The organism is Paenibacillus sp. FSL P2-0089, from assembly GCF_038595095.1.
Taxonomy (GTDB): Bacteria; Bacillota; Bacilli; order Paenibacillales; family Paenibacillaceae; genus Paenibacillus_AQ; species Paenibacillus_AQ silagei.
In genome coordinates this window covers 2022668-2045194 of sequence record NZ_CP152006.1, presented here as the reverse complement: position 1 = coordinate 2045194, position 22527 = coordinate 2022668, and the positions used below count along the sequence as shown (strand labels likewise).

Here is a 22527-nt window from a genome sequence, read left to right as displayed (position 1 = left end):
ATTATAGTTACTAAAATAGTATAAAACGGTGGTGATTGAACCTATGCCTGCACTGAACCCGACACCTGCGGCCAATAAACCTCTTAAAATCAACGGCTCCCGGATCTGCCGGGGGGATATGGATGCCTCCCATGTGGAGGTGCTGGGCCACCTGCATGTCAGCGGGAGCTTGACCACAGCACGCCTGAGGCTTAGAGGAGAATGCTCCATAGGGTTATCTTGCAATACGCAGGAGCTGAGCAGCTTCGGCAGTCTGCGCGTTCCTGAACTCAGGGGCGTGAGTATCACGGCCAATGGATACCTGTCTGTTACCGGTGAGGTTGCCGCAGAAGAATTCAAAGCCGAGGGCTGCGTACGTATAGACCGCTTGTCCTGCATGGGAACCATCCGCATCAAGCTGGGGGCCTTGTGCAAGATCAGGCACATGACCTCGGCAGGTAATATTATCGTGTCGCCCTCCTCCAGGCTGCTCCCTATTCCGCTGAGTCCTTTCCGCAAGCTGCGCTGTGGGATCATTGAAGGGGCTGACCTCACCCTATACCGGACGCAGGCAGACCTTGTGTGCGGACAGAATGTTACAATCGGGCCGGGATGCTCCATCCGGGAGATTCGTTACCGGGAGGCGCTGACGATTCATCCACATTCCCGGATAGGCAAGATTATTCAGATGAATACATAACGATGGAGGTACACGACATGAAATCTTCTTCTTCTGGTGCAATGCCTATACTGCTGAACTATCTGGCAAAAGGATTCGTCATCCTCTTTGCATTGCCCGTACTGGGCGTCTGGGTGGCCGGGAGCCTCATCTGTGCCATCATCGCTCCGATAGCCGGCTTGCTGCGGACCTTCGGAGTCAGTGCCATAGGGATGAATCTGACCCCATCCTATTCCGTCCCGGTCTTTCTCAGCTTGCCCTTCAGCCTAGTTCTCGCGTTCCTCCTGCTCTTGTCCTTTTATTACACCCGCCGTTTGCTGCTGTTAAGCCTAAGCTTCATCAGGTAGCAGAAAAAGGGGTATTTCAGCAGCCATTCACCGGTGCAGAAATACCCCTTTTTGTATGCAAATCACCCCGTATCAGCTGTTCAGCCTCTTCTAGGTGTATGAAGCTGGCCCTACGAACGAAGCTCGAAGAGCCTCGCAGTCTTGCCGGCGGGCAGCGTAACGGTCAAGCTGCCTTCCGGGGCGTCCCAGCTCCACTGCGCCCCGTGCGCCTCAGGATACGCACACCGGGCCTCCGCCCCGCGGCCCCTTAGCTCAGGTATGGGCAGCGTGACCGCAGCCGCTTCTCCGGCAATCCGCCATACAGCAATATAGCGGATGTCTCCATGACGGAGTCCGAAGCTGATCCATTCCCCTCCACTGTCAGGCAGACCGAGCGGCCAGAAGGCGAAGGCTTGCGGAATGCAGGCGCGGATAGACTTGTAATAATCCAGCGCCTCCTTCACCAGCGCCCGGCGTCTTGGCGTTAGCTCGGCCAGATGGCCGCTCTGATGAACGCGAAGCAGCAGCGAGTTAACCATATTGAAAATGACCTCTTCATCGTCGCCTTCGCGCAGCGGATACGACCAGACCGCCGATTGCTCGGGAGTCAGTGCAGCCGGAGAGCCTGCGACAATGGCAGCATACTTCACATAATCCTCCTGATCACTGGTGGACTGGATGCTGTGGCGGCTGAGCATGGCGTAATCCATCCGCATCCCGCCGCTGGAGCAGTTCTCGATGACGAGCTGCGGATAACGGGCGAAGATGCTGTCCAGCCAGGCCAGATAAGCGCGGTTATGCTGCAATAGACCGTCCCCGAAGCTGTCCGCCCCCGTCTCCGTACCAATGCCTGCATTGATATTATAGTCCATCTTGATATATCCGACGCCGTATTCCTCAACCAGCCGGGCAATCACGCTGTCGGCATGCTTAATGACCGCCGGATTACGGTAATCGAGCTGATAGCGGCTGCGGTCCTTGACCCGCTTGCCATGGCGCATGAAGAACCAGCTGTCGTCGGTCTCCGCAAGCTTCGGACTGTTGATGCCCATCACCTCCAGCTCCAGCCAGAGGCCGGGAATCATCCCCTTGCTGCGGATCACATCCAGCACATACTTGATGCCTTCCGGGAAGCGCTCAGCCGAAGGCTCCCACTCGCCGACCCCGTCCCACCACTCGCCGGGAGCATACCAGCCCGCGTCGATACAGAAGTATTCACAGCCGACCTCGGCAGCGGCATCAATCAGCGGCAGCAGCTTCACCGTTGTCGGGCTTCCCCACAGACAGTTCATGTAGTCGTTGAAAATCACCCGCAGCAGCTCATTATCCTCATTCGGTCTGCGGATCAGCCGCCGGTATGCGGTAAGCTGCTCTGCCGCCTCTCCGAACCCGCCCTCTACTGCACCTGCGGCCACTGGCACGGAGGTGAACGCTTCACCGGGGGCGAGCCTCAGCCACCAGTGATTGTCATGCTCCGTAGGCCCGCTGACCAGCAGCGTAAGCTGATCTGCCTGATCCGTCAGCTCCCAGTGCCAGGAGCCATTATGTTCAATCTGCCAGAACAGGCTGCTTCTGCTCTCCTTGTTGCGCAGCACGGCCATTGGCAACAGCTCAGCCGCCGACCAGGAGCCGGTATTGCTGGCGGCAACCCGCTTCGATCCACGATCGGCGAGATGGGACATGCCCAGCTCGGGCAGGCTGTAGCTTTTCCACTGCAGCTCACTCTGCCACCCGCTGTGAGCAATACTCACTTCGATCTTGTCATTGCGGTCTCCGCTGCCCTCTTTGTCCACTCCAGTGAGTGCGAATGAAGAGATATACTCCACAGCCGCTTCCGCATTGCCTTCATTTCGAACCACTGTCCAGGAACGGACAATCTGCACACCGGTATAGAACTGATAATGCTGTACTGCCTTTACACCCGTCAGCGGGTCAGCCAGTGTAAGCTCCAGCTTCCGTCCCAGCGGATTCACCGTGTCCCTATGCCCGTCATACACCATGCGCAATCCCGGATAAGATGCACGGTGCGTCCGCCCGTGATATTCCGCCCGGTCTTCCCCCGACAGCTGCAGCTCCAGCAGCCGGAAGCTTGCCTTATGCTTCTCTTCTATGCTCCCTGCTTCCAGCGGCGCTGCGCCAAAATGCAGCAGCCGCACATCCTGCTCCCCAGTAATTTCAATCGTAAGATACAGCCCGTTCTCGGCTATCTCTATGAGCCTGCTCTGCATATCTGATTTACCCTCCTTACAAATGATGGTGTCCTTGGTTTCCTGTTTTCCTGCCTCTCCGGAAATCCAAAGCTCACGCAGTTACGTCCAGCCACTTACACCCCCCACCCTGAAATCTGCGTTACATAGAAAGAAGACCCCCTCAGTAATAAAGCTTACTTCGGAGGCCGTTAAGGTCAAACCAAAATTTTATTCCGCAGACCCGAATTGAATCCAGGCCTTCTGAATTTCATCCATCGCCTGATCCTTCGTCTTGCTGCCGCCGATATAAGCCTGCATCAGCTCACCGAATTTCTGGTGGAACGTATCCAGAGAGTAGTTCACCGACAGGTCGCCGGATTTCTCCGTCTTCAGAATTTCTTCCATTTCCTTAGGCATCTGCAGGTCAGGCATCGGAGCATCCTTGATTGGAGGAATGACCTTGGCTACGTTAGAGAACCAGCTCTTCCCGTAGTCGGAGGTATACAGCCAGTTGAAGAACTCAATCGTCTCTGCCGCTACCGCAGAATCCTTGTTGATCCGCAGTGCCTGATCGGCACCGGTGATAATCTGGGACTGCTCCGGTTTGTCACTGACAGGATACCCGGCGATGCCGAGGTCAAAGTCAGGGGTGATTTTCTTAATCGCTTCTTCATCCCACGCCCCTTTACCGGTCATGAAGGCTGTTTTGCCCAAGGCGAAATCACTGACCTCAGCATTGCTGTCGCGTTCAAGCGGCTTGTCTGTGCCATGTTTAACCGTTGTATCAATGAAGGTGAAGAAGTTATCGCTCAGCACCGGATGATCCTTGAAGGTCGTCTTCCCGGCGATGAAGTCCGCTACGAGCGTCTTGGCGTCGGTTCCGGCATCGGTCGCTGCGGCATCTACGAAGTGCTGGAAGATATGCTTCCATACCCACCACTCTTTGTAGGCGTTGGCGAAAGGCGTGATGCCCTTGGCTTCAAGCTTAGTAATTGCATCGTCCATTTCAGCAGTTGTCTTAGGCACTTCAGTGATGCCGGCATCGGCCAGCAGCTTCTTGTTGTACATCAGGACGAACAGGTTACCCTTCACCGGCAGTCCGAGGACTTTGCCATCTGTAGAGCTCATGTTGGAGCGGACTGCATCTGTCATCGCTGCGGCCAGCGGTTCATTGGTAAGATCGGCACTGTATTCGGCAAAAGTATCGATATCCCCGCCCGCCGTGGTCTGGAACACATCCGGTGTGCTGCCGGCGGCAATTTTGGATTTCAGCACCGTATTGTAGTCTGCCTGCATGATTTCCAGATTGATCGTAACATTCGGCTTAACCTTCTTGTATTCCGCAATATAAGCATTGAAGGCATCCGTGTATTCGGGAGAGGCGGTGAACATATTAATCGTGACGGGCTTGGCGGAATCCGTAGGTGTATTGCCTGCTCCGGCTGTTCCACCCGTGTTGTTAGCGGTATTATTGGTGTTATTTCCGCCGCAGCCGGCCAGCAGTCCGCCCACCAGCAGCAGACTCGCAGATAATGCCATGAATCGTTTTAACATGATGTTGCCCCCTTTTTCCTTATGCATCTTGTGGTCTTGCTCATCATTCTAAATAAAAAGAAAAAGGATAAGAATGTACATAAGTGAACTTCTGAGGGTAAAAAAGTGTCCATGTAACCGTTTCACTTTTCTACCCCTGGCAGCTGCAGCCGGAACTCAGAAGGGGAGCAATCATAGTAATTGCGGAAAGCCTTGCTGAAATAGTTCTTGTCCTTGTATCCCAGCATTTCAGAGATATCCTGAATTTTGAGGGCAGGGTCGCGTAGCAATGCTTTAGCCTTGTCCATCCTTACCTTTTGCACATACTCGTGAATGCCGTAGCCGTATTGTCCCTTGAACAGCTTCATCAGATACTCTCTGCTCAGGAAATATTGTTCCGTGAACATCGATATTTTAATATCCTCGAAATAATGGTTATCAATATACGCCTTGATATTCTCCAGCACGCTGCTGCGGTCTCCGGCCACTGTCCGGCTGATCTCGCCCGCATAACGGTCGAAGATATCGTTAAGCACGCCCGCAAACTGCTCAAAGGAGGAGAAGTCGCTGAGGATGCCCAGAGGTGCCAGGCTGCTGTCCTTCCCGCTGCGGATCTGCGGCGGCATGGCACCCAGCTGGGCAGCAATCTCGCCCAGCAGCAAGAGAAAGCCCTGCAGGGTCCGGTCCGCTTCACCAAGAGTAAAACCTTCCGTCTCCTGGCATTTGCGGATGAACTCGCTGAGGATGCTGCGGGCATGGTTCACATTCCCGCTCTCCAGCGCGCTGCGGATCTGCGGCATCCGCCCTGTCAGGGAGGGATTATCCCGTGATACTGGATTCACTGCTCTGCCCTGCGCGATCAGGCTGCCCCTCAGGCTGAGCAGGTCAATCGTATCTAGTGATGCTTTGGCCTGCTCATAAGAAGCGGCAATGCTGAGCGAATCACTGCAAGGCTCCCCGATTCCGCCTGCACAGATGATCCCGAACAGCTCCTTCAGGGTAGAGGCTGCTTTCTTCATATGGTGCAGCGACAGGAAGGCCGCATCCGCTTCATAACCGCCCTTCATGGTGAAGATGGCAATGAATTCGCGTTCCCCCTTGGGGCTGGCGAAGCTGAATGACTCGAACTGCCCGTCCGTGTTCTCGTTCATTACATTCGTTACGGCGAAATGCAGCAGATCCCGGTCCCCATGGAATCTTTCCTTACGCACCTTCTCCAGATTCAGCATCCGCAGAAGGCCGACAGCGAAGTGGCTGGCCGCCCCGTCCGCCCCGATCAGCGGGAGAAAAGCCTCATTGGACTGGGTCTTGAAGCTCCGGTCAATGATGGACAGATACATCTTCTCCTTCAGCTTCGGCAGCGACATATTGAGTGTAATATTGCGGCTTATGAACTCGCTCTCCCGCTTCTGCTTGGCCTCCAGCACCCCCACCGCCTTGCGCAGTGCATGGTTAAGATCTGTGCGGTTCACCGGCTTCAGCAGGTAATCCACCACCTTCGAGCGGATGGCCTGGCGCGTATACTCGAAATCATTATAGCCGCTGATCACAATCAGCAGCAGGTCCGGGAATTCCTGCTCGGCAATCTGCAGCAGCTCGGCTCCGCTCAGCTCCGGCATTTTCATATCGACCAGCACCAGATCGAACCGCTCACGGCGCAGCAGCTCAAGCCCCGCCTTACCGTCTGTCGCCTCCCGCACCTCGCTGACACCGAGACCCTCCCAATCCCCCAGGATATGAATCGCTTCGCGCAGCGGCTCCTCATCATCAATAATCAGCACTCTATACATGTTGTCCTACTCCTCCCCGCGGCAGCCGCATATCCATTCGTGTTCCCTGCTCCGTGCTATGAATGACCAGACCCGACTCCTCTCCATACAAAAGCTTCAGCCGGGTATTCAGATTCTTCAGCCCGATACTCTCCATACCGTCCTCTTCGGCCGTGTCCGCTACGCGGTCCTCCCACTGCATCTGAAGGGAGCTGAGCACCTGCTCCAGCCGTTCTCCGCTGATGCCCGGCCCATCGTCCAGCACAGAGATGACGCTGTGTGTGCCGGTGATACGCGCCTCAATGGTGATGGTAACCGTACTCGATACCTTTTCCAGCGCATGCTTGATGCAGTTCTCCACCAAGGTCTGGATCGACAGCTTGGGAATCCGCAGCTCCATCAGGCTCTCATCCCAGGCGTACACCACCTGCATCCGGTTCCCGAACCGCGCCTTCTGCAGCGCCAGATACCGTTCAATATGCCTCAGCTCCTCCCTTGCCTGCACGACATCCTTGCCGCTAATGCAGTATCGCAGGGTCAGGGCCAGGTTGTCCACCATCTCGACAATATCGTCGTTGTTGTTCTTGAGTGCCTTGGTAGAGATCGCCTGGAGCGCATTGTACAGAAAATGGGGATTAATTTCAGCCTCCAGGGCTTTAAGGACGGCGTTCTTTTCAACAATTTTCATTTTATAGCGTTCATTGATCAGCTCATTCGTCTTCTCGACCATCTTGTTGAAATGGCGCGACAGGTAGGCGATCTCATCCTTGCCTGCAACCGCAGCCTGCGCATCGAAGCTCCCGGTACTGAACCGCTGCATTTGGAGCGACAAATTCTTCAGCGGATGGGTAATCCGGTTCGAGGTGAAGCTGACCAGCACCACAGAGACGATCAGGAACAGCAGGCCAATCGCCACACTTAGCGTACGCGTCGTTGTAGCTGCTTCATAGATTTGGGTGTAGGGAATCGGCTTGACGAGCTTCCAGCCTTCCTTTTGGCTGATATCGTAGATTACCAGGTACTTCTGCCCCTTATCCGACCAGGTTACGCGCCCCTTCTGCTCCGGTGTCAGCAGCTTCGCCAGTCCCGCCTCCCTGCTCTCCCGGTAGAATTCCTTATCATCCACCTTGAAGGGCTCGCCGTCCGGGCTGATATACATCAGATGCTCTCCGGTGCTGAACGGGATATCCCGCATAATCTCATCGGTCACGGAGGAGTTCAAATATAGCGATAATACCGCCTGCGGCTCGCGTGAGACAATGGAGCGGATCAGCCGGTGGTAGCCCATGAACACCTTATTATGGTTGACGGGGTAATCGGCGCTGCTCACGCTGGCCGGCTGCTCCTCCACGAACGACTGATAGGAACGGTTATACGGACTCTTAAGCGCCCGCTTATACCACGGCAGGTCATCAATAGGCGGGTGCTCGGATACCCGGACGGTGATGTTATAGTTCTCCTTAGTGACATAATAATACTTCTGCTCCTTGATTACATAGAGATAGGCAGCCTCCAGATCATTGCGCGAAAAATACAGATTCCGCAGATAATCCTCCACGTACATCCGGGAGCTGTAGTCTTCCGATTCATGCAAAAGCGCATAATTGAACTCATCGTAGGAGATTTGCGGCAGAGACAATTGCTCAATCCCGCTCAGATAACTCTCCAGATTCCGTCCGACCAGGAGCAGGTTGTTGCTAGTACTGGCATTGCTGTTATCGACCGATTCCCGCTGCAGCATGCTATAGGATATGTAGGTGAGTGAACTGACCACCAGGATGATGATAATCGTAAACAACAGAATCAGCTTGTTAGCCAGGCGGCGGGACACCCGCGCCAGTAAAGGCTCGATCAGCTTAACCCACACTTTTCTCATGATGCTCTCCGCTCTCCCCGCTGCCGGTTTTGGGGACTTTTCCGGCCTCCGCAGTCCGTTCACCTTTTTACCCTTAACTGTACTCTTAAATCCATTTTTGACGATACGGGTCTACTCTATAATACACAATATAGACTAACCGGAATGGTTAAGTGTGGCAAGCCAGGCCCACTACTCCCACCCTATAACTCAAGAAGAGGTGCATCCATGTTAAAAACACTCGGCAAAAGATGGCGCGAGAAATTCGAATTCGGAATCTTCACTCTCCCGGTTCTGATCTGTATCGCTGTAGCCTTCTATATTCCGTTCGCCATGACCATCCGCTATTCGATGACCAAGTGGAACGGGATCTCCAAGCACCCCAAGTTCGTCGGGCTGGATAATTTCAAGCAGATCTTCTCCGGCGATACCAACTTCTCGGATGCTGCCTGGTTCACGATTAAATACGCGGTGCTCTACATTATCATAGTCAACGTGCTGGCGATTCTGCTGGCCGTGCTGCTGGACATGAAGCTGAGAAGCACCTCCTGGCTGAGAGCGGCCTTCTTCATCCCTTATATCCTCAGCCTTGTGATTGTCGGCTTCATCTGGAAATTCATCTTCATGCAGGGCTTCAACTCGCTGGGCGAGAGCACCGGCTGGGCAATCTTCGATCTAAGCTGGCTCGGGACACCGGGACTGGCCTTCATCTCCATCCTGGGCGTATCCATCTGGCAGTCCATCGGGTTCTATCTGGTTATCTACATTGCCGGTCTGCAATCTGTGCCTGAGGATCTCAAAGAAGCCGCTACAGTAGACGGCGCCGGACCGCTGAGACGATTCTTCAGCATTACGCTGCCGCTGCTTGCCCCATCGATCACGATCTCTGTGTTCATGGCGCTCACCAATTCAATCAAGGTATTCGATGTCATCCTGTCGCTGACCGGCGGCGGTCCGGGCGGAACTACTTACAGTATTGCTTATGATATCTACAGGGATACGTTCCAGAACAATCTGTACGGCTACGGCACGGCGAAAGCGCTTATCCTGTTCCTGGCTGTGCTTGTCGTGACGATCATCCAGCTGACAGTCTTCAAACGGAGAGAGGTAGAGGCCTAATGAAAACAAACCACAACAAGGCGGGCAAGATCATACTGGAAATTGTCCTGGTCCTCTTGTCTCTGCTGTTCCTGTATCCACTGTTCCTGACGATCATTAACTCGTTAAAAAGCTTCGGTGAGGTCATGACCGATGTCATCGCCCTCCCGCAGAAGCTGACCTTCAGCAACTACGCCTATGTCTGGGAGTTCATCAACTATCCGCGTCTGTTCCTGAACAACTTCATCATTACGGGTGTCGGCCTGCTCGGTATCGTATTCATCTCCTCCATCGCCGCCTATAAGCTGGCCCGGACCAAGACCAGATGGAGCGGTGTCCTGTACTTCCTGTGCATTATGCCGATGCTGATCCCGTTCCAGTCGATCATGCTGACGGTCCTCCAGACCGCCAAGAACCTCAACCTGTCGGAGAGCACCTGGGGACTGGGTCTCCTGTATTGGGGCTTCGGCGCTCCGCTGGCGGTATTCATCTATCACGGCTTCGTGAAGGGCATCCCGACAGAGATTGACGAGAGTGCGACGATTGACGGCGCTTCCGGCTTCCGCCTGTTCTTCAGCGTGATCTTCCCGCTGCTGAAATCGGTCACCACGACCATCGTCATCATCGATGTCATGTGGATCTGGAATGACTTCCTGCTCCCGCTGCTGATGGTCAACGGTTCACCGGAGACGAAGACGTTAACGCTGGCGGCTTACACCTTCGTGGGCCAGTATACCTCGGACTGGCAGTATGCCATGACCGCTATGGTAATGGCGGTGCTTCCATCGATCGTGGTCTTCATCTTCCTGCAGAAATACATTGTGAAGGGCGTTGTCGCGGGGGCGGTTAAGGGCTGATCCTGTTCTCACAATGCAAAGAGGCGTCCCCATAAGCCGTGTAACGGCTACATGGGACGCCTTTTCTTTTTGTCGCGGGGATATACTAATGAGCCTGCAGCCATTCATTCTTGATTTCCGGCGGCAGCTCAAGCCCCAGCTCATTTTTACAAGCCGCTTCAAACTGCTCATACCGTCTGTTGATATTCTCTAATGCGCCGCGTCCTCTATACATGCTAATCAGGAGGCGGTTCATTTCCTCCTCCAACGGATACAGCGACAAGTATTGCTCAAGACGTAATTCCGCTGCTGCTCCATTTCCAGACGTAAGCTCAGCCGCCGCCAATTCCCGGACCATTGCTGTATATTGCTTGAAGAAGGCTTCCTCTAACGGGATCTTCCATAAGTAATTCTTGCCCTCCAGCAGCGGCCCCTGATACAGCGAACAGAGCTCTTCGGCTTGTTCTGTGGTCAGTCTGCCCTCACTGTGAACCTGCTGCAGTTGATGATACTGCAGGAGATCATATTGTTTATTTGCCGTATCCAGCCTGTAACCGTCATTAAGCTTCTGTATGCTCATCGGAATTTTGTTCTCTTTCAGGACCTTTTTTAACAGGTACAGGGTATTATGCAGATTGGATAATCCCCGCTCTCCCTTCGCATCCTGCCACAACAAATCAATGAGCTTCCACTTGCTGATATACCGTCCAGGGTGGCAGAGAAGATAAGCGAACAATTCCTCGGTCCGGCGGGTTCGGAAGTGGACCGGGAGTCCCTCCGGATTAAGGACTTCAAATTCACCGAAGCAGCGGACGGAGAAGCTAGACTTGACGGTCTCTGCGGGAATGTGGGTTGTCCGGTGCTTGAACAGCCGCCCGGTGACCCGCTGAATCGCTTGCGGCGTGACAGGCTTGAGAATATAATCAAGTGCACTTACTTCGAATGCTTCAAGCGCATACTCCTTATAAGCCGTAGTGAACACTATCTCTGCCTGAACCAGCTGTTCATGGATGTGCACTGCAAGCTGCAGCCCGTTCATCCTCGGCATCTCCACATCAATGAACACGATATCCGGCTGCAGCTCCTGCAGATTCGCCAAGGCCTCTACCGGATTCGTAAAAGCTCCTACAATGCTGTAATTGCTATTTTGGCCAACCAGCACCTTCATTAAATCCAGGATTGGCCGTTCATCCTCAACAATCATCGTCCGAAACATGGAAGACCCCTCCTTCACGCAGAATCATATTTACTCCTACTCCTCAGAAGCCCCTTGCCCGGAGCCGCCGCCGCTGAGCGGCAGATAGATCGTTACCTTCGTACCGCTGTCTGCTTCAGAATGAATGCTTAAGCTGGCTCCCGGAATCATATCCAGACGCTTGCGAATATTCTGAATACCAATGCTTCCTTGCAGCTCTCCTTGACTATTCAATGTATATAACAGATCAGCGGGAATGCCGACACCGTCATCTTCGACTAAGATCTTCATGTATCCGTCACCAGCCTGAATCCTTAAGGCAACCTTGCCTTGCCCCTCCTTCTCGAACAGTCCATGACGGATGGCATTCTCAATAAACGGCTGGATGCAGAGGGACGGGATATTCACTGCCTTCAGGGAATCATCCACTTGGCTGCTATAGTCGAACCTCTCCCCGAAGCGGGCTTGTTCAATTTCCACATAGGCTTGAATCAGCTCCAGCTCCCGGTACAACGGAATGACGAGTGTGGAGCGGTCCATATCCAGAATAAAGCGCATATATTGGCTGAGCATGGTTAACAGATAAGCTGCCTTGACGCCATCGGTATAACAGAATGAGATAATACTGCTCATCGCATTATACAGGAAATGCGGTTTGATCTGGGCTTGATGGAACGCATGCTCATGCCGGATCGCTTCCTGGATCGACAATTTCATGGCCAGCAGGTTATGAATCCGGGCCATCAGCGTCTCGCTCTCAAAGGGCTTGGTCACAAAATCATTCGCCCCGGCCCGGAAGCCCAGCGCAATATCGGAAGGTGCATCCTTGACTGTGGCGAACAGAATTGGCAGATCAAGTATAGAATGACGGCTGCGCAGTGACTGGCATAATTCTATCCCCGATGTACCCGGCATCATGATATCCAGAATGACAAGATCCACTTGCTGATATTCCTGCAGTTTGGTCAATGCTTCCTTGGCGGAGAAGGCTACCAGCACATTATAATCATGACGACGGAGAATATTCAGCAGGGTATGGATGTTGGAGGCCTCATCGTCTACAATCAGAATGGTCTGCCCTTCCCGGTCCAGTACATCAAGCACCGTATAATCAACTTCGGCATGCAGCGCGTAAGGTTCGGATACGGCAGCCTGCTGATATTCGGGAATAGGGTCTACTACAGGCAGCGTAAATACCATGCGGGTTCCCTTGCCCTTCTCGGACCAATCCACCCGAATCACACCGCCCATACGCTCCACCAGCTTCCTGCTGATATACAGCCCTACCCCCATTCCGGTATATCCGTCCTGCGGCAGCAGCCTGTCCACCTGCTCGAAATATTCAAAGATCGCCGCATGGTTCTCTTCGGATATCCCTGTTCCGGTGTCCTCCACTTCAATGAAGACCTCACTCCCGGCTACTCTTGCTGTAATCTGAATCGATCCCTGACGGGTATGCTTAATCGCATTATGAACCAGGTTATACATCACCTGCCGCAGTCTGCTCTCATCCGCGAGTACCCATATATCGGCTTCCACCTGGTTGATTAGCTGCACCTCTTTGCCCGCCAGCTCGAACCGGAGAATATCATATACAATTTGGACAGCCACGCTTAGATCAACAGCGGTCTGGTGCAATCGCAGCTCTCCGTGCCTCAACCGGCTGACATCGATCAGATCCTGGATCAGCATCGACAGCTTCGTGGACGTATCCTTAATCAGCCACAGATTCTGCTTCTGGCCTGCATGCAAATTCTCTTCCTGATTCTCCAGTAAAAAAGAGGTCATATTCATTATTCCATGGAGCGGTGTCTTGATCTCATGAGAGGTGTTCATCAGGAATTCGTCCTTCAGCTGGTTCGCTGTCCATAGCTTACGGGATAGAATCTCTGTTTTGGCATACGCATTCGAGAACCTCACGGCCAGCAGGATATTAATGAGCACAATAAATGCAATAACTCCGCATCTTCCTGTAAAATTGCTCTGGACAATGTTCTCGGAATAAAGGCCGTCATTCATCAGATAGATCATCAGCGCAGTGGCTCCGCCAATGAACAGCATCAGCTCCGCACGGTCTGCCACCTGACTCTGCCTGCGCATATACAAATAGACCATTCTCGCTACAATGCCGAGCATAACGATCCAGAGATAGAATATAAAGAAATATTTCACTCGAATATGCACCGCATATGGCAAAAGCACAACCATAACAAGATAGGCCATAAACGGGGTAAGAATCAGCTTCAGCCTGCGCAGCGACATCAGGTGCGACTCTACGGTACAAAAGAACACAATAATCAGTATCGCGTTAAGAAAGTGGCTGACATCCAGCAGCTTATACGAAAAATCAAAGGGGACCGACGGCAGGAAACGCTGAAACATCTTTTCCCCGTACAAGGAGTTCTGCAAGGCCAGAAACAATAAGAAAAATCCGCTAAGCAAATACTCCTTCTCATGGCGGCCAATAAAATAGAAGCTGAGGTGATAGGCACCGAACATGGCCAAGATCAAAATGATTCCGATATCCGCACCGATCTGTATCATGTTGCGCCGGGTGATGTCCTCTTGTGCTCCAAGCGTGAGGGAGTTCACAATTCCTCCGGTGACAAAATTATAGTTAGAGACTTGGATCACAATCTCGAGCCTGCGGGAATCCGGATGAAAAAATATCGAATACGGTGTGTTTCCGGGTTGAAACGCGCCTTTGTCCGTGGAAGGAAGCCCGCTGGCCCCCTCCTCCTGTCCACCAATAAACAGACGGTGGGCCATGCGGATGCTTCTTATTTTTAAGCCGAGTATTTCATCGGTATCCTTCAATAATACCTGTAAACGGTAGGTGCCTGAACCCCTGCTGCTCATCCCGCCAGCGGGATTCTTGCCGCGCCAGGTACCGGGAACCTTCAAATAGGCAGGCGGAGAATCATACCGGCCTTGCCGGAAATCCTCAGGGCTCAGCAGCTTATCCTGGTAAAACTCCCACTCACCATCCAAATTCACGACTCCCTGCTGCTCAAGATTCCATGAGGACAGATCCAGTACTCCCTTCTCCACGCTTACCTCATTTTGAGGAGACCGGGTCAGTGAGAAGATCATGAAGATCAAAGAAAAGATAATACAGAAGAATATGCCGATTCCCGCAAGTCTGCGGATATTTACCTTTCTCACAAACAGCCTCCAGTTCAAATCATCGATGTTCTCATTCTAACTTAATGCACTTATAAAAATCTCACAAAATACTTAAACAGAAAAAAGCACCATCCAGCGGAGCTTCCTGGACAGTGCTTCCTTCTTGCATTACCTTGTTAGTCCGATCCGGTACACCTTTGTTGCGGTCACACTATGGAACACGGCAACGGCTTCGCCCTCGAACACCTTCTCCACAGCCATGGCGGCGTCGTCGGCCAGCTTAACAGCACCTGTCCGGCGAGGTGTCGTTTCCAGAACGATCTCGCCCCGGCGCAGTACCTCCCGGAACCGGGATAGGCCGATCTCCCACGGCAGGCCGTTATAGAAATGGTCGTGGAACAGCTGCCCGGCAGCGAAGGCATAGCCCACATTGCCTGTATAATCAATGCTCAGCAGGACTTCTTCCGAACCCTCCAGGACTTCTTCGGGCAACTGGAGGACAACCTTGTGATCCTGAATCCGGCGCATCGGAATCGTGATTTCCTTCTGCGGTACCTGTACCTCGTAAGCCTGGAACCAGCCATCCTGTCGTCCGCTGACCGTTGCATCCGCCTGTGCGGTATTCCACTGCGTTGCCGCCTCAGTTCCGCCCGTGTATTCACGGAATGTGAATGCATGATGCCCCTGGCTGATGAATTCAATTCCGCCCGGGGTCTGAACCGGAGGAACCGGTGAGAAGATGATGCGGCTGCGGCCGTTCTCCTCAAGCTCCCACAGAGCCGCAGCTTCACGAGCGCTCATGGCATAGATACGGACTTCTCTGGCTCCGTCCCGCCGGATCACAATCATAGATGATTGGTGATGCGGAATCAGCACATTATAGCCGCCATTCTCTGCTACGTCTCCGGTCTCCGCGCTCACCTCCAGAATACCGGCATCCGCGTCAATCTGGAACTCAGCGTCGATGCCCTCCGGCATAGAGAAGAAGTAGGTGGCTGCTTCCTCCGTTTCAATAGCCGTAACAGGCTGGGCCGTGGCAGCCTTAAGATTAAGACCATCCAGCGCGAAGTTGAACGGCAGCAGGAAGGAAGCCTTGGGCTGAACTGTCAGCTTGCTCCGCTGCGGGAAGCTTAGCATCTCCTCTCCCAGTTCTACCGCAAACACAACCTCCTCGTGCGTATCCATCTCCACATGGTCCTGATAGTTATTGACGAACAGGAACCCGGACTTGCCGTCCGTGCGGACTGCATAACGCAGCGTATGCGCATCCTCCGGCGTAACTGCTTCTGCCCCTTCAGGAAGTATAGTTGCCATCGGTGCAAGCCGGTCTGCGAACCGGCGCAGGAAATAATGAAGCGGACGAAGCAGGTGATTCGACTCACGGATCTGGCCGAATTCCCCAATTGGCGCCTGGAAGTCATAGGTCAGCTTCGGCGTAGTGCTCTCATTCAGGTATCCCGTTCTTCCCACCGGATTGGTTCCGCCATGGAACATATAATACCCGATGAAGTTGCAGCCTCCGGCAAGCTTCATTAAGGTCATGGCGATGACACTTTCCGGTTCCACCTGGAATCGGGACAGATACCAGGTCTGCATCCCGCCGCCCATCTCACAGCAAGCGAACGGGTATTTCGTCCGCGCATACGGCGGATTGAATTCGCCGCCCGGCGCCTTGTCATCATGGAAATTCACGAATACGTATTCCGGCGTCGGCTTCTGAACCTGATTCGGGTCACTGATGCTCCACGGAGTATAGGCATACCCTCCGTAGAGCGGAAGCACCTCATCCTCCAGGAACGGCGCCTCGCCCCAGCCGGTGCTGGTATAGATCGGAGCGATCAGACCGGAATCCACCGCATACTGCTTAAGCAGACGCATATGCTCAGATCCCGCTTCACCGCTCGCTCCGCCGCTGAGATATTCGTCACCCTGCTTGGCGGTCTCTTCCCAGAGAGCGGCCGCAGCATTCAGCTCATTCTCCAGCTGAATCCCGATCACCGGGCCGCCATCCTTGAACATCTGTCCATCGGCCTGATTGCCGATCTCCTTGAACAGGCGGTTCACATACTTCAGGTAGCCCTCGTCATTGGAGCGCACATCGAATTCCCGGCCGAACAGCCAGTCCGGCAGTCCGCCGTTACGGACCTCGCCATGACAAAACGGACCCACACGCAGGATGACGTATAGGCCATTATCCCGGCACAGCTCCACGAATCTCCGGAGATTGCGGTTGCCTGCCCATTCGAACGCTCCTTCCACCTCTTCATGATGATTCCAGAAGATATAGGTCGCCACCACATTGATGCCGGACAGCTTCATCTTGGCGATTTCACTCCCCCAATCCGCTTCGGGATACCGTGAATAATGGAATTCCCCGCAGATGGCGAAATAAGGCTTGCCGCTGCGCTCCATATAATAATTCGTGAACCGGATCTCATCCCCTTGAGGATTGCTCCCGCCCAGCTTCAGTGTGGACGGGTAGATTTTTTTGGGAGACACCCCAGCCTGTATCGTATATCTCATGAGAATTGCTCCTTTGCCATATTGTATGATCCTTGTACAACCTATACCTATAATTTCATAAAAACTGCCCCAAAGCTATTGCTTTGGAGCAGCCCGTAAGCTTATTCTGTTATTTCTGCGCTGCGAGGAACGCATCGATCTGTGTCTGCATTTCAGTCTGCACCTTATCCAGACCTGCTGATTTCAGCTGCTTGATCAGGTCTGCCTGGCCTTTCGCCAGATCTTCGATCAAGCCATATTCAAGCGGAATCGCATAACGCAGCATCACGTTGCCGATATTAGCCACTTCGTTCTTCACTGGCGTAGTGTCGAAGACGAAGGTTTCCAGCGGGAAGTGATAGATGCTGGACTGCCAAGTGTTGAACATATCGTCCGCTTCCTTAGGATACGCTGCATCCTGACGGTTCAGCGGGGAGTTCCAGCCCCAGTTCGAGAAGCCTGTGTAGTTAGCGGCAGCAGGACCGGCGGTGAACTTCTTGTCGCCTTCCGGATTGTAGTTGCTTCCGGCGATACCGTACATAGTCAAGTCGTGAATTTCCTTGTCATTCTGCAGTAAATCCAGCAGCATCAGTGCGCGCTCAGGATTCTTGGAGGTTGCATGCACCGACATCCCGTTCTGCGTTGAGATCGCAGCAATTTTCTTTTTGTCCGGGGTAAGGTCAGCAATGCCCAGCTCTACATCCGGTTTGTCACGGCGCATTTCAGCCAGGTTAGCAGCTACAGTACCCAGATTGTGCGCATAAGAGGATACTTTGCCTGCTTTCACATCCTGCCATACATCGTTTTTGTTGCTGACTACGTTCTTGGACCACGCGCCGTTATCGGCCAGGTCTTTGTAATATTTAAGCAGGGAAGTGAATTCCGGTGTGTCATAGATGTTGAAGACTTTACCGGTTGCATCATCCAGCTTGTACGCCAGTGGCAGCAGGCTTGCATCTACCAGGTTGAAGTTGTTGTTCTGCTCCAGCAGCGTCTGATCCAGCTCATGGAATTTCCAGCCGTCTGCAGGCTTGGCACCGAATGCGGTGATGCCTTTCTCATCTTTGGCAATGGCCTTCAGATAAGTAGCATATGATTCAGCACTGTTGATTTCAGGCAGATTGTGTTTTTTGCGCAGATCCTCACGGTACAGCACCACTTTGTCGGTTACTTCAACATTGTTGTTAGGAACCATATAGAGCTTGCCGTCCACCTTGGCTTGCTGCCAGTTCACTTTCGGCATCGCTTCCCAGGTCTGTGGCATGTATTTGGTCAGCATATCATCCGTTAGCTCCAGGAATCCGCCTTTCAGCGCCTGGTCGTTATAGAAGGCCCAGTTCGCTGTATATACGAGATCGAAGTCTTCATTTGCTGCGAATTTCAGCGGGTATTTCTGGGTCCAGTCAGACCAGTCGAGGAATTCGGTTTCTACGGTAGCATTGATTTTTTCCTTGAGCTTGGTGTTCAGCTCTCCGAAGACCTTGTCGTAATCCCCAGGCTGTGGCCCGAGCAGAATCATTTTGAGCTTCACTTCTTTGGAGGTGTCCGGAGCACCGGAATTTGTTGCTCCTTCCGATGTCGCCGGAGCCTTCGTAGCCTCCGCTCCTGTATTACCATTATTATTGCCGCCGCAGGCACTGAGGACCGTTCCAAGCGCCATCATCGTTGCAAGCGTAACTGTCAGTTTCTTTTTCTTGTTCATCATGACCTGTATTTCCCCCTTAAATAATAGTTGCTTTAAGTCTTATATTGATAACCAGGTTGCCCTGTAATCATCCTTTGACTGCGCCAATCGTAAGTCCTGTTACAAAATACTTCTGGATGAACGGATACGCCAGCAGGATTGGCCCTGTAGCCACAATCGTCATGGCCATCTTCAGACTTTCGGTTGGCAGGTCCGTATTGACTACCGCACCGGAAGCCATCATCGCCTTACGCATTCCATCCATGTTGCCTAACATTTTGTAGAGATAATACTGCAGCGGCATCAGCTCCGACTTGGAGATGAAGAGCAATGCGTTATACCAGTCATTCCAGTAGGCCAAGGCAATGAACAGACCAATGGTCGCCAGGGCGGGCTTGGACAACGGCACAATCAGCTGCATGAAGATCCGGAAATCGCCGGCTCCGTCAATTTTGGCGGATTCTGTAATTGCATCCGGGATACTGCTCATGAAGGACTTCATGACAATAATATAGAAGACGTTCATCATCATCGGCAGGATCAGTACCAGAAGCGTATCCTTCAGATGCAGATAGTTGATGATCATCAGATACCATGGAACCAGACCGCCGCTGAACAATGTAGTGAAGAAGAAGAAGAAGGAGAAGCGGCTGCGCCATTTGAAATCTCTCCGGGACAGCACGTAGGCTGTCATTGACGTCAGGAATAATCCGACGATAGTACCGATGGCCGTAACGGAGATCGTCACGCCATACGCTCTGAGCATCTCAGCCGGATACTTGAACAGCAAGCTGTACGCCTCTGTCGAGAAGGCGGTTGGGAATATCTGGAACCCTTTCTCGATAATCGCGCTCTCTTCACTCAGAGAGGAAGAGATGACCAGAATGAACGGGAAGATACAGAATATGGCCAGTACTGTTAAGGTTACGTATCCGATGATGGATAGCACCATCTTGTCCCGGTTAGCAGGCTTTCTGCGTACTTCCGGTGATTTAATATTTGCAGTGGTTGAACTCATTGGGCATTACCTCCTTGTCCTAGAATAGAGCGCGATCCTTGTCGTATCGGCGTACTGCATAGTTGGCCAGCATGATGGTTGCGAAGCCGAGCAGGGATTGGTAGAATCCGGCTGCCGCAGACATCCCGATTTCATTGGATGTGGTCAGAGAGCGGAAGACGAAGGTGTCGATTACGTCTGTGGATGAGAACAGCAGGCCGTTGTTGCCGACCATATTGTAGAACATCCCGAAGTCTCCGCGGAAGATATTACCGATCGCCAGCAGCACCAGAATGATGACAGTCGGCATCAGGTTAGGAATCGTAATTTTCATAATCCGCTGGAAAATATTCGCGCCGTCAATTTCGGCGGCTTCGTACATCTCGGTGTCTATGCTGGTGATGGCGGCCAGATACATGATCGTTCCGTAGCCCAGTGTCTTCCAGGCGGAGACAATGACCAGGATAAACGGCCAGTAGGCTGCCGTATTATAGATATCCACCGGCTGCATACCGAGTCCCTTCAGCAATACGTTAACGGTACCTACATCGAAGTTGAACAGGTTGTACGCAATGGCTCCAACTACAACCCAGGAGATGAAATAAGGCAGGAACAATACCGTTTGGGTCAGCTTGCGGAACCATTTGCCCGCTACCTCGAACAGCAGGATCGCTGCGAAGATCTGAAGCCCGTTGTTCACAACGATGAATGCGATGTTATATAACGCTGTATTTCGGGTTACGCGCCAGGCGTCACCGGAATCAATGAAGAATTTGAAGTTATCCAGTCCGTTCCACGGACTGCCGAATACCCCGCCAGTATAATCAAATTGCTTGAATGCCAGCACTATGCCCGACATGGGCAGATAAGCAAATAGCAGAAAGAACAATACTGCCGGTGTCAGCATAAGAAGCAAGGATCTGTATTTCTTAACGTCATCCCAGAATCCGTGTTGTTTCTGTTTCATCTTGAATCCCCTTTCCCATTCCCATTTCTCTATAGCCTTATTATAAATAAGCGTCCTTCCGGTGTGGATTAGGGCTATCAACTAAAAGTAATACTTTTTCAACGATCCGTTTAAATATATATACTTTCCAAAAAAACAAAAAACGTTGCCTCTGATTTGAAAACCAGAGCTGGCAACGTTTGGCAACACAAAGCTTATATCTTCTGCTTCTTACGGTATTCCCCCGGCGTCATGCCGGTAATTTGCTTGAACTGACGGTTAAAATAGATGATATTCTTATAGCCCATCCGTTCAGCTATCTCATAGATCTTAAGCGTCGGATCACTGAGCAGCTCGAACACTCTGCCTGTCTTGCGTTCGTTAACGTACTCGCTGAAGGGAACCCCGTATTCTTCCTTGAACAGGAAGCCCAGATAATTCGGGGTGAAGTCGAAGTGGGCGGCTACCTCCTTCAGCGTGATCTTCTTCTCCAGATTCTCCTCCACATAATTCATAATCTCGTCGATCAGCTTGCGCTTCTGCCGTTGCCGCTTCACATACAGCAGCTCCGACAGCTCGAAGAATCTCCGTCTCATCCACGACAGGATATCGTGAATCGTCTCGAACTGGAACAGAATGTCCGGCTGATGAGACTCCCACTGGAGCAGCTCATACAGATTCTCATTCTGCTGCTGAAGATCCGCATGCAGTTTGGAGGTGATACGGATAATCAGCTCATAGACATCCTTCTTGCCGGCATTCGTGAACAGCTCCAGCAGATAATCGTCAATCGCCACCAGATCATACTGGATGATAGCCTCCAGCAGCTGCACAACAGTCTGTTCAATCCTGGCCCCCGGCGTTCCGCGCGGGGAGGACTCCAGATTGTCGCGGATCAGCCGGTTCTTGCCCAGCAGCCACTTCGCACTGAGTGCAGCCGTTGCCTGCTGGTAGGATTCATGCAGCCCCGCCTCATCCTGGGCGTAACGTCCGACCCCGATGGTTAAGGTGCAGGGTGAGCTCCCGGCCATCTGCTTAATCAGCTCATCCAGCAGACTGAGGAAGCTGTCCGGCGGAAGGCTGCACAGAATGACGAACCGGTGATGATGGACAGGAATCAGTGTTCCCAGCTGTGTGCTCTCTACGAACGCTCTGATCAGTCCGGCCATCTGCCGCGTCTTGACACGTGCATCCTCCTCGGACAGGTCGCGCATTTTCCATTCCAGATCATCGATCTCAATAATCGCTGCAGCCGCTCCCTTCATGAGCAGCGGATTCAGAGCACTGCGCAGATGCTGCTCCGCCGGCTCAGGCGATGCATCCTCGAACCAGCGCAGAATCAGCTCCTTGTTCACCAGAGACAACGCCTCGGTGAAGGAGCGGTTCTTCTCCCGTTCCTGCTCCAGAGCAGCAGACAAGGATTCCAGCATGTCGTAGAGATCCTTGTCTTCCACAGGCTTCAATAAATAACCGGAGGCATTGATCTCAATCGCTTCCTTGGCATAGCTGAAATCCTCATGGCCGCTGATGAAGACAATTTTGACCTTTGGATGGATGACCTTCGCCCGGCGCGCGAATTCCGTCCCCGTCATAATGGGCATCCGTATATCGGACAGGATGATATCCACCCGCTCCTGTTCCATGATCTTAAGCGCATTGAAGCCGCTGTTCGCCGTTCCTACCACTGCAAGATCCAGCGGGCTGGCCAGCACTCTGCGCCGCAGCCATTCCAGATCAATCGCTTCATCGTCAACCAGCAATACATTGATACTCATCGCAATCTTGTCCTCCTGTAGGTGTAACTGACCCTAAG

15 protein-coding genes are annotated in these 22527 nt (G+C 52.8%); 4 read left to right on the top strand and 11 right to left on the bottom strand.

Annotation, left to right across the window (positions count from 1 at the left end; translation table 11 throughout):
* Positions 1 to 43: 43 nt before the first annotated feature.
* Both NST69_RS08235 and NST69_RS08230 read left to right on the top strand, forming a co-directional pair.
* Positions 44 to 679, top strand: coding sequence for a hypothetical protein (locus NST69_RS08235; protein WP_342548969.1), 636 nt, complete (start codon positions 44 to 46; stop codon positions 677 to 679).
* Between the two features lie 17 nt (positions 680 to 696).
* Positions 697 to 1005 (top strand): hypothetical protein, encoded by a 309-nt coding sequence (locus NST69_RS08230; RefSeq protein ID WP_342548968.1) that lies wholly within the window; start codon positions 697 to 699, stop codon positions 1003 to 1005.
* A gap of 110 nt (positions 1006 to 1115) precedes the next feature.
* On the opposite strand, the gene NST69_RS08225 is transcribed toward NST69_RS08230, so the two are convergent.
* The 4 genes from NST69_RS08225 to NST69_RS08210 all read right to left on the bottom strand — a co-directional run bounded on the left by NST69_RS08225 (position 1116) and on the right by NST69_RS08210 (position 8351).
* Positions 1116 to 3212: an alpha-galactosidase gene (locus NST69_RS08225; RefSeq protein ID WP_342548967.1), complete on the bottom strand. Its 2097-nt coding sequence runs from the start codon at positions 3210 to 3212 to the stop codon at positions 1116 to 1118.
* A gap of 189 nt (positions 3213 to 3401) precedes the next feature.
* On the bottom strand, positions 3402 to 4727 hold the full coding sequence (locus NST69_RS08220) for a sugar ABC transporter substrate-binding protein (RefSeq protein ID WP_342548966.1): 1326 nt from the start codon (positions 4725 to 4727) through the stop codon (positions 3402 to 3404).
* Between the two features lie 122 nt (positions 4728 to 4849).
* Entirely contained in the window at positions 4850 to 6496 is a 1647-nt protein-coding gene (locus NST69_RS08215; RefSeq protein WP_342548965.1) for a response regulator, read from the bottom strand.
* Entirely contained in the window at positions 6489 to 8351 is a 1863-nt protein-coding gene (locus tag NST69_RS08210; RefSeq protein ID WP_342548964.1) for a sensor histidine kinase, read from the bottom strand. The genes NST69_RS08215 and NST69_RS08210 overlap by 8 nt, the downstream gene beginning before the upstream one ends.
* 207 nt (positions 8352 to 8558) lie before the next feature.
* Here NST69_RS08210 and NST69_RS08205 point away from each other — a divergent pair, with 207 nt between their 5' ends.
* Positions 8559 to 9449, top strand: a complete 891-nt coding sequence (locus NST69_RS08205; protein ID WP_036721513.1) for a sugar ABC transporter permease — start codon at positions 8559 to 8561, stop codon at positions 9447 to 9449.
* Positions 9449 to 10285 carry a carbohydrate ABC transporter permease gene (locus tag NST69_RS08200; RefSeq protein WP_036721510.1) on the top strand — a complete coding sequence of 279 codons (837 nt, stop codon included), beginning with the start codon at positions 9449 to 9451 and terminating at the stop codon, positions 10283 to 10285. Before NST69_RS08205 ends, NST69_RS08200 begins: the two co-directional genes overlap by 1 nt.
* Before the next feature lie 85 nt (positions 10286 to 10370).
* On the opposite strand, the gene NST69_RS08195 is transcribed toward NST69_RS08200, so the two are convergent.
* The 7 genes from NST69_RS08195 to NST69_RS08165 all read right to left on the bottom strand — a co-directional run bounded on the left by NST69_RS08195 (position 10371) and on the right by NST69_RS08165 (position 22489).
* Positions 10371 to 11480 carry a response regulator gene (locus tag NST69_RS08195; protein WP_342548963.1) on the bottom strand — a complete coding sequence of 370 codons (1110 nt, stop codon included), beginning with the start codon at positions 11478 to 11480 and terminating at the stop codon, positions 10371 to 10373.
* 36 nt (positions 11481 to 11516) lie between these two features.
* Positions 11517 to 14624, bottom strand: coding sequence for an ATP-binding protein (locus NST69_RS08190; protein WP_342548962.1), 3108 nt, complete (start codon positions 14622 to 14624; stop codon positions 11517 to 11519).
* Between the two features lie 129 nt (positions 14625 to 14753).
* Positions 14754 to 17108, bottom strand: coding sequence for a beta-galactosidase (locus tag NST69_RS08185; RefSeq protein ID WP_342548961.1), 2355 nt, complete (start codon positions 17106 to 17108; stop codon positions 14754 to 14756).
* A 109-nt stretch (positions 17109 to 17217) separates the two neighbouring features.
* Positions 17218 to 18792 carry a DUF3502 domain-containing protein gene (locus NST69_RS08180; RefSeq protein ID WP_340954618.1) on the bottom strand — a complete coding sequence of 525 codons (1575 nt, stop codon included), beginning with the start codon at positions 18790 to 18792 and terminating at the stop codon, positions 17218 to 17220.
* A 67-nt stretch (positions 18793 to 18859) separates the two neighbouring features.
* Positions 18860 to 19789: a carbohydrate ABC transporter permease gene (locus NST69_RS08175; protein WP_036721501.1), complete on the bottom strand. Its 930-nt coding sequence runs from the start codon at positions 19787 to 19789 to the stop codon at positions 18860 to 18862.
* Between the two features lie 19 nt (positions 19790 to 19808).
* Complete coding sequence (locus NST69_RS08170; protein ID WP_036721498.1) at positions 19809 to 20735, bottom strand: ABC transporter permease subunit; 927 nt, start codon at positions 20733 to 20735, stop codon at positions 19809 to 19811.
* Positions 20736 to 20929: 194 nt separating this feature from the next.
* A complete protein-coding gene (locus NST69_RS08165) occupies positions 20930 to 22489 on the bottom strand; it encodes a response regulator (protein ID WP_342548960.1) in 1560 nt (519 codons plus the stop codon).
* Positions 22490 to 22527 lie beyond the last annotated feature (38 nt).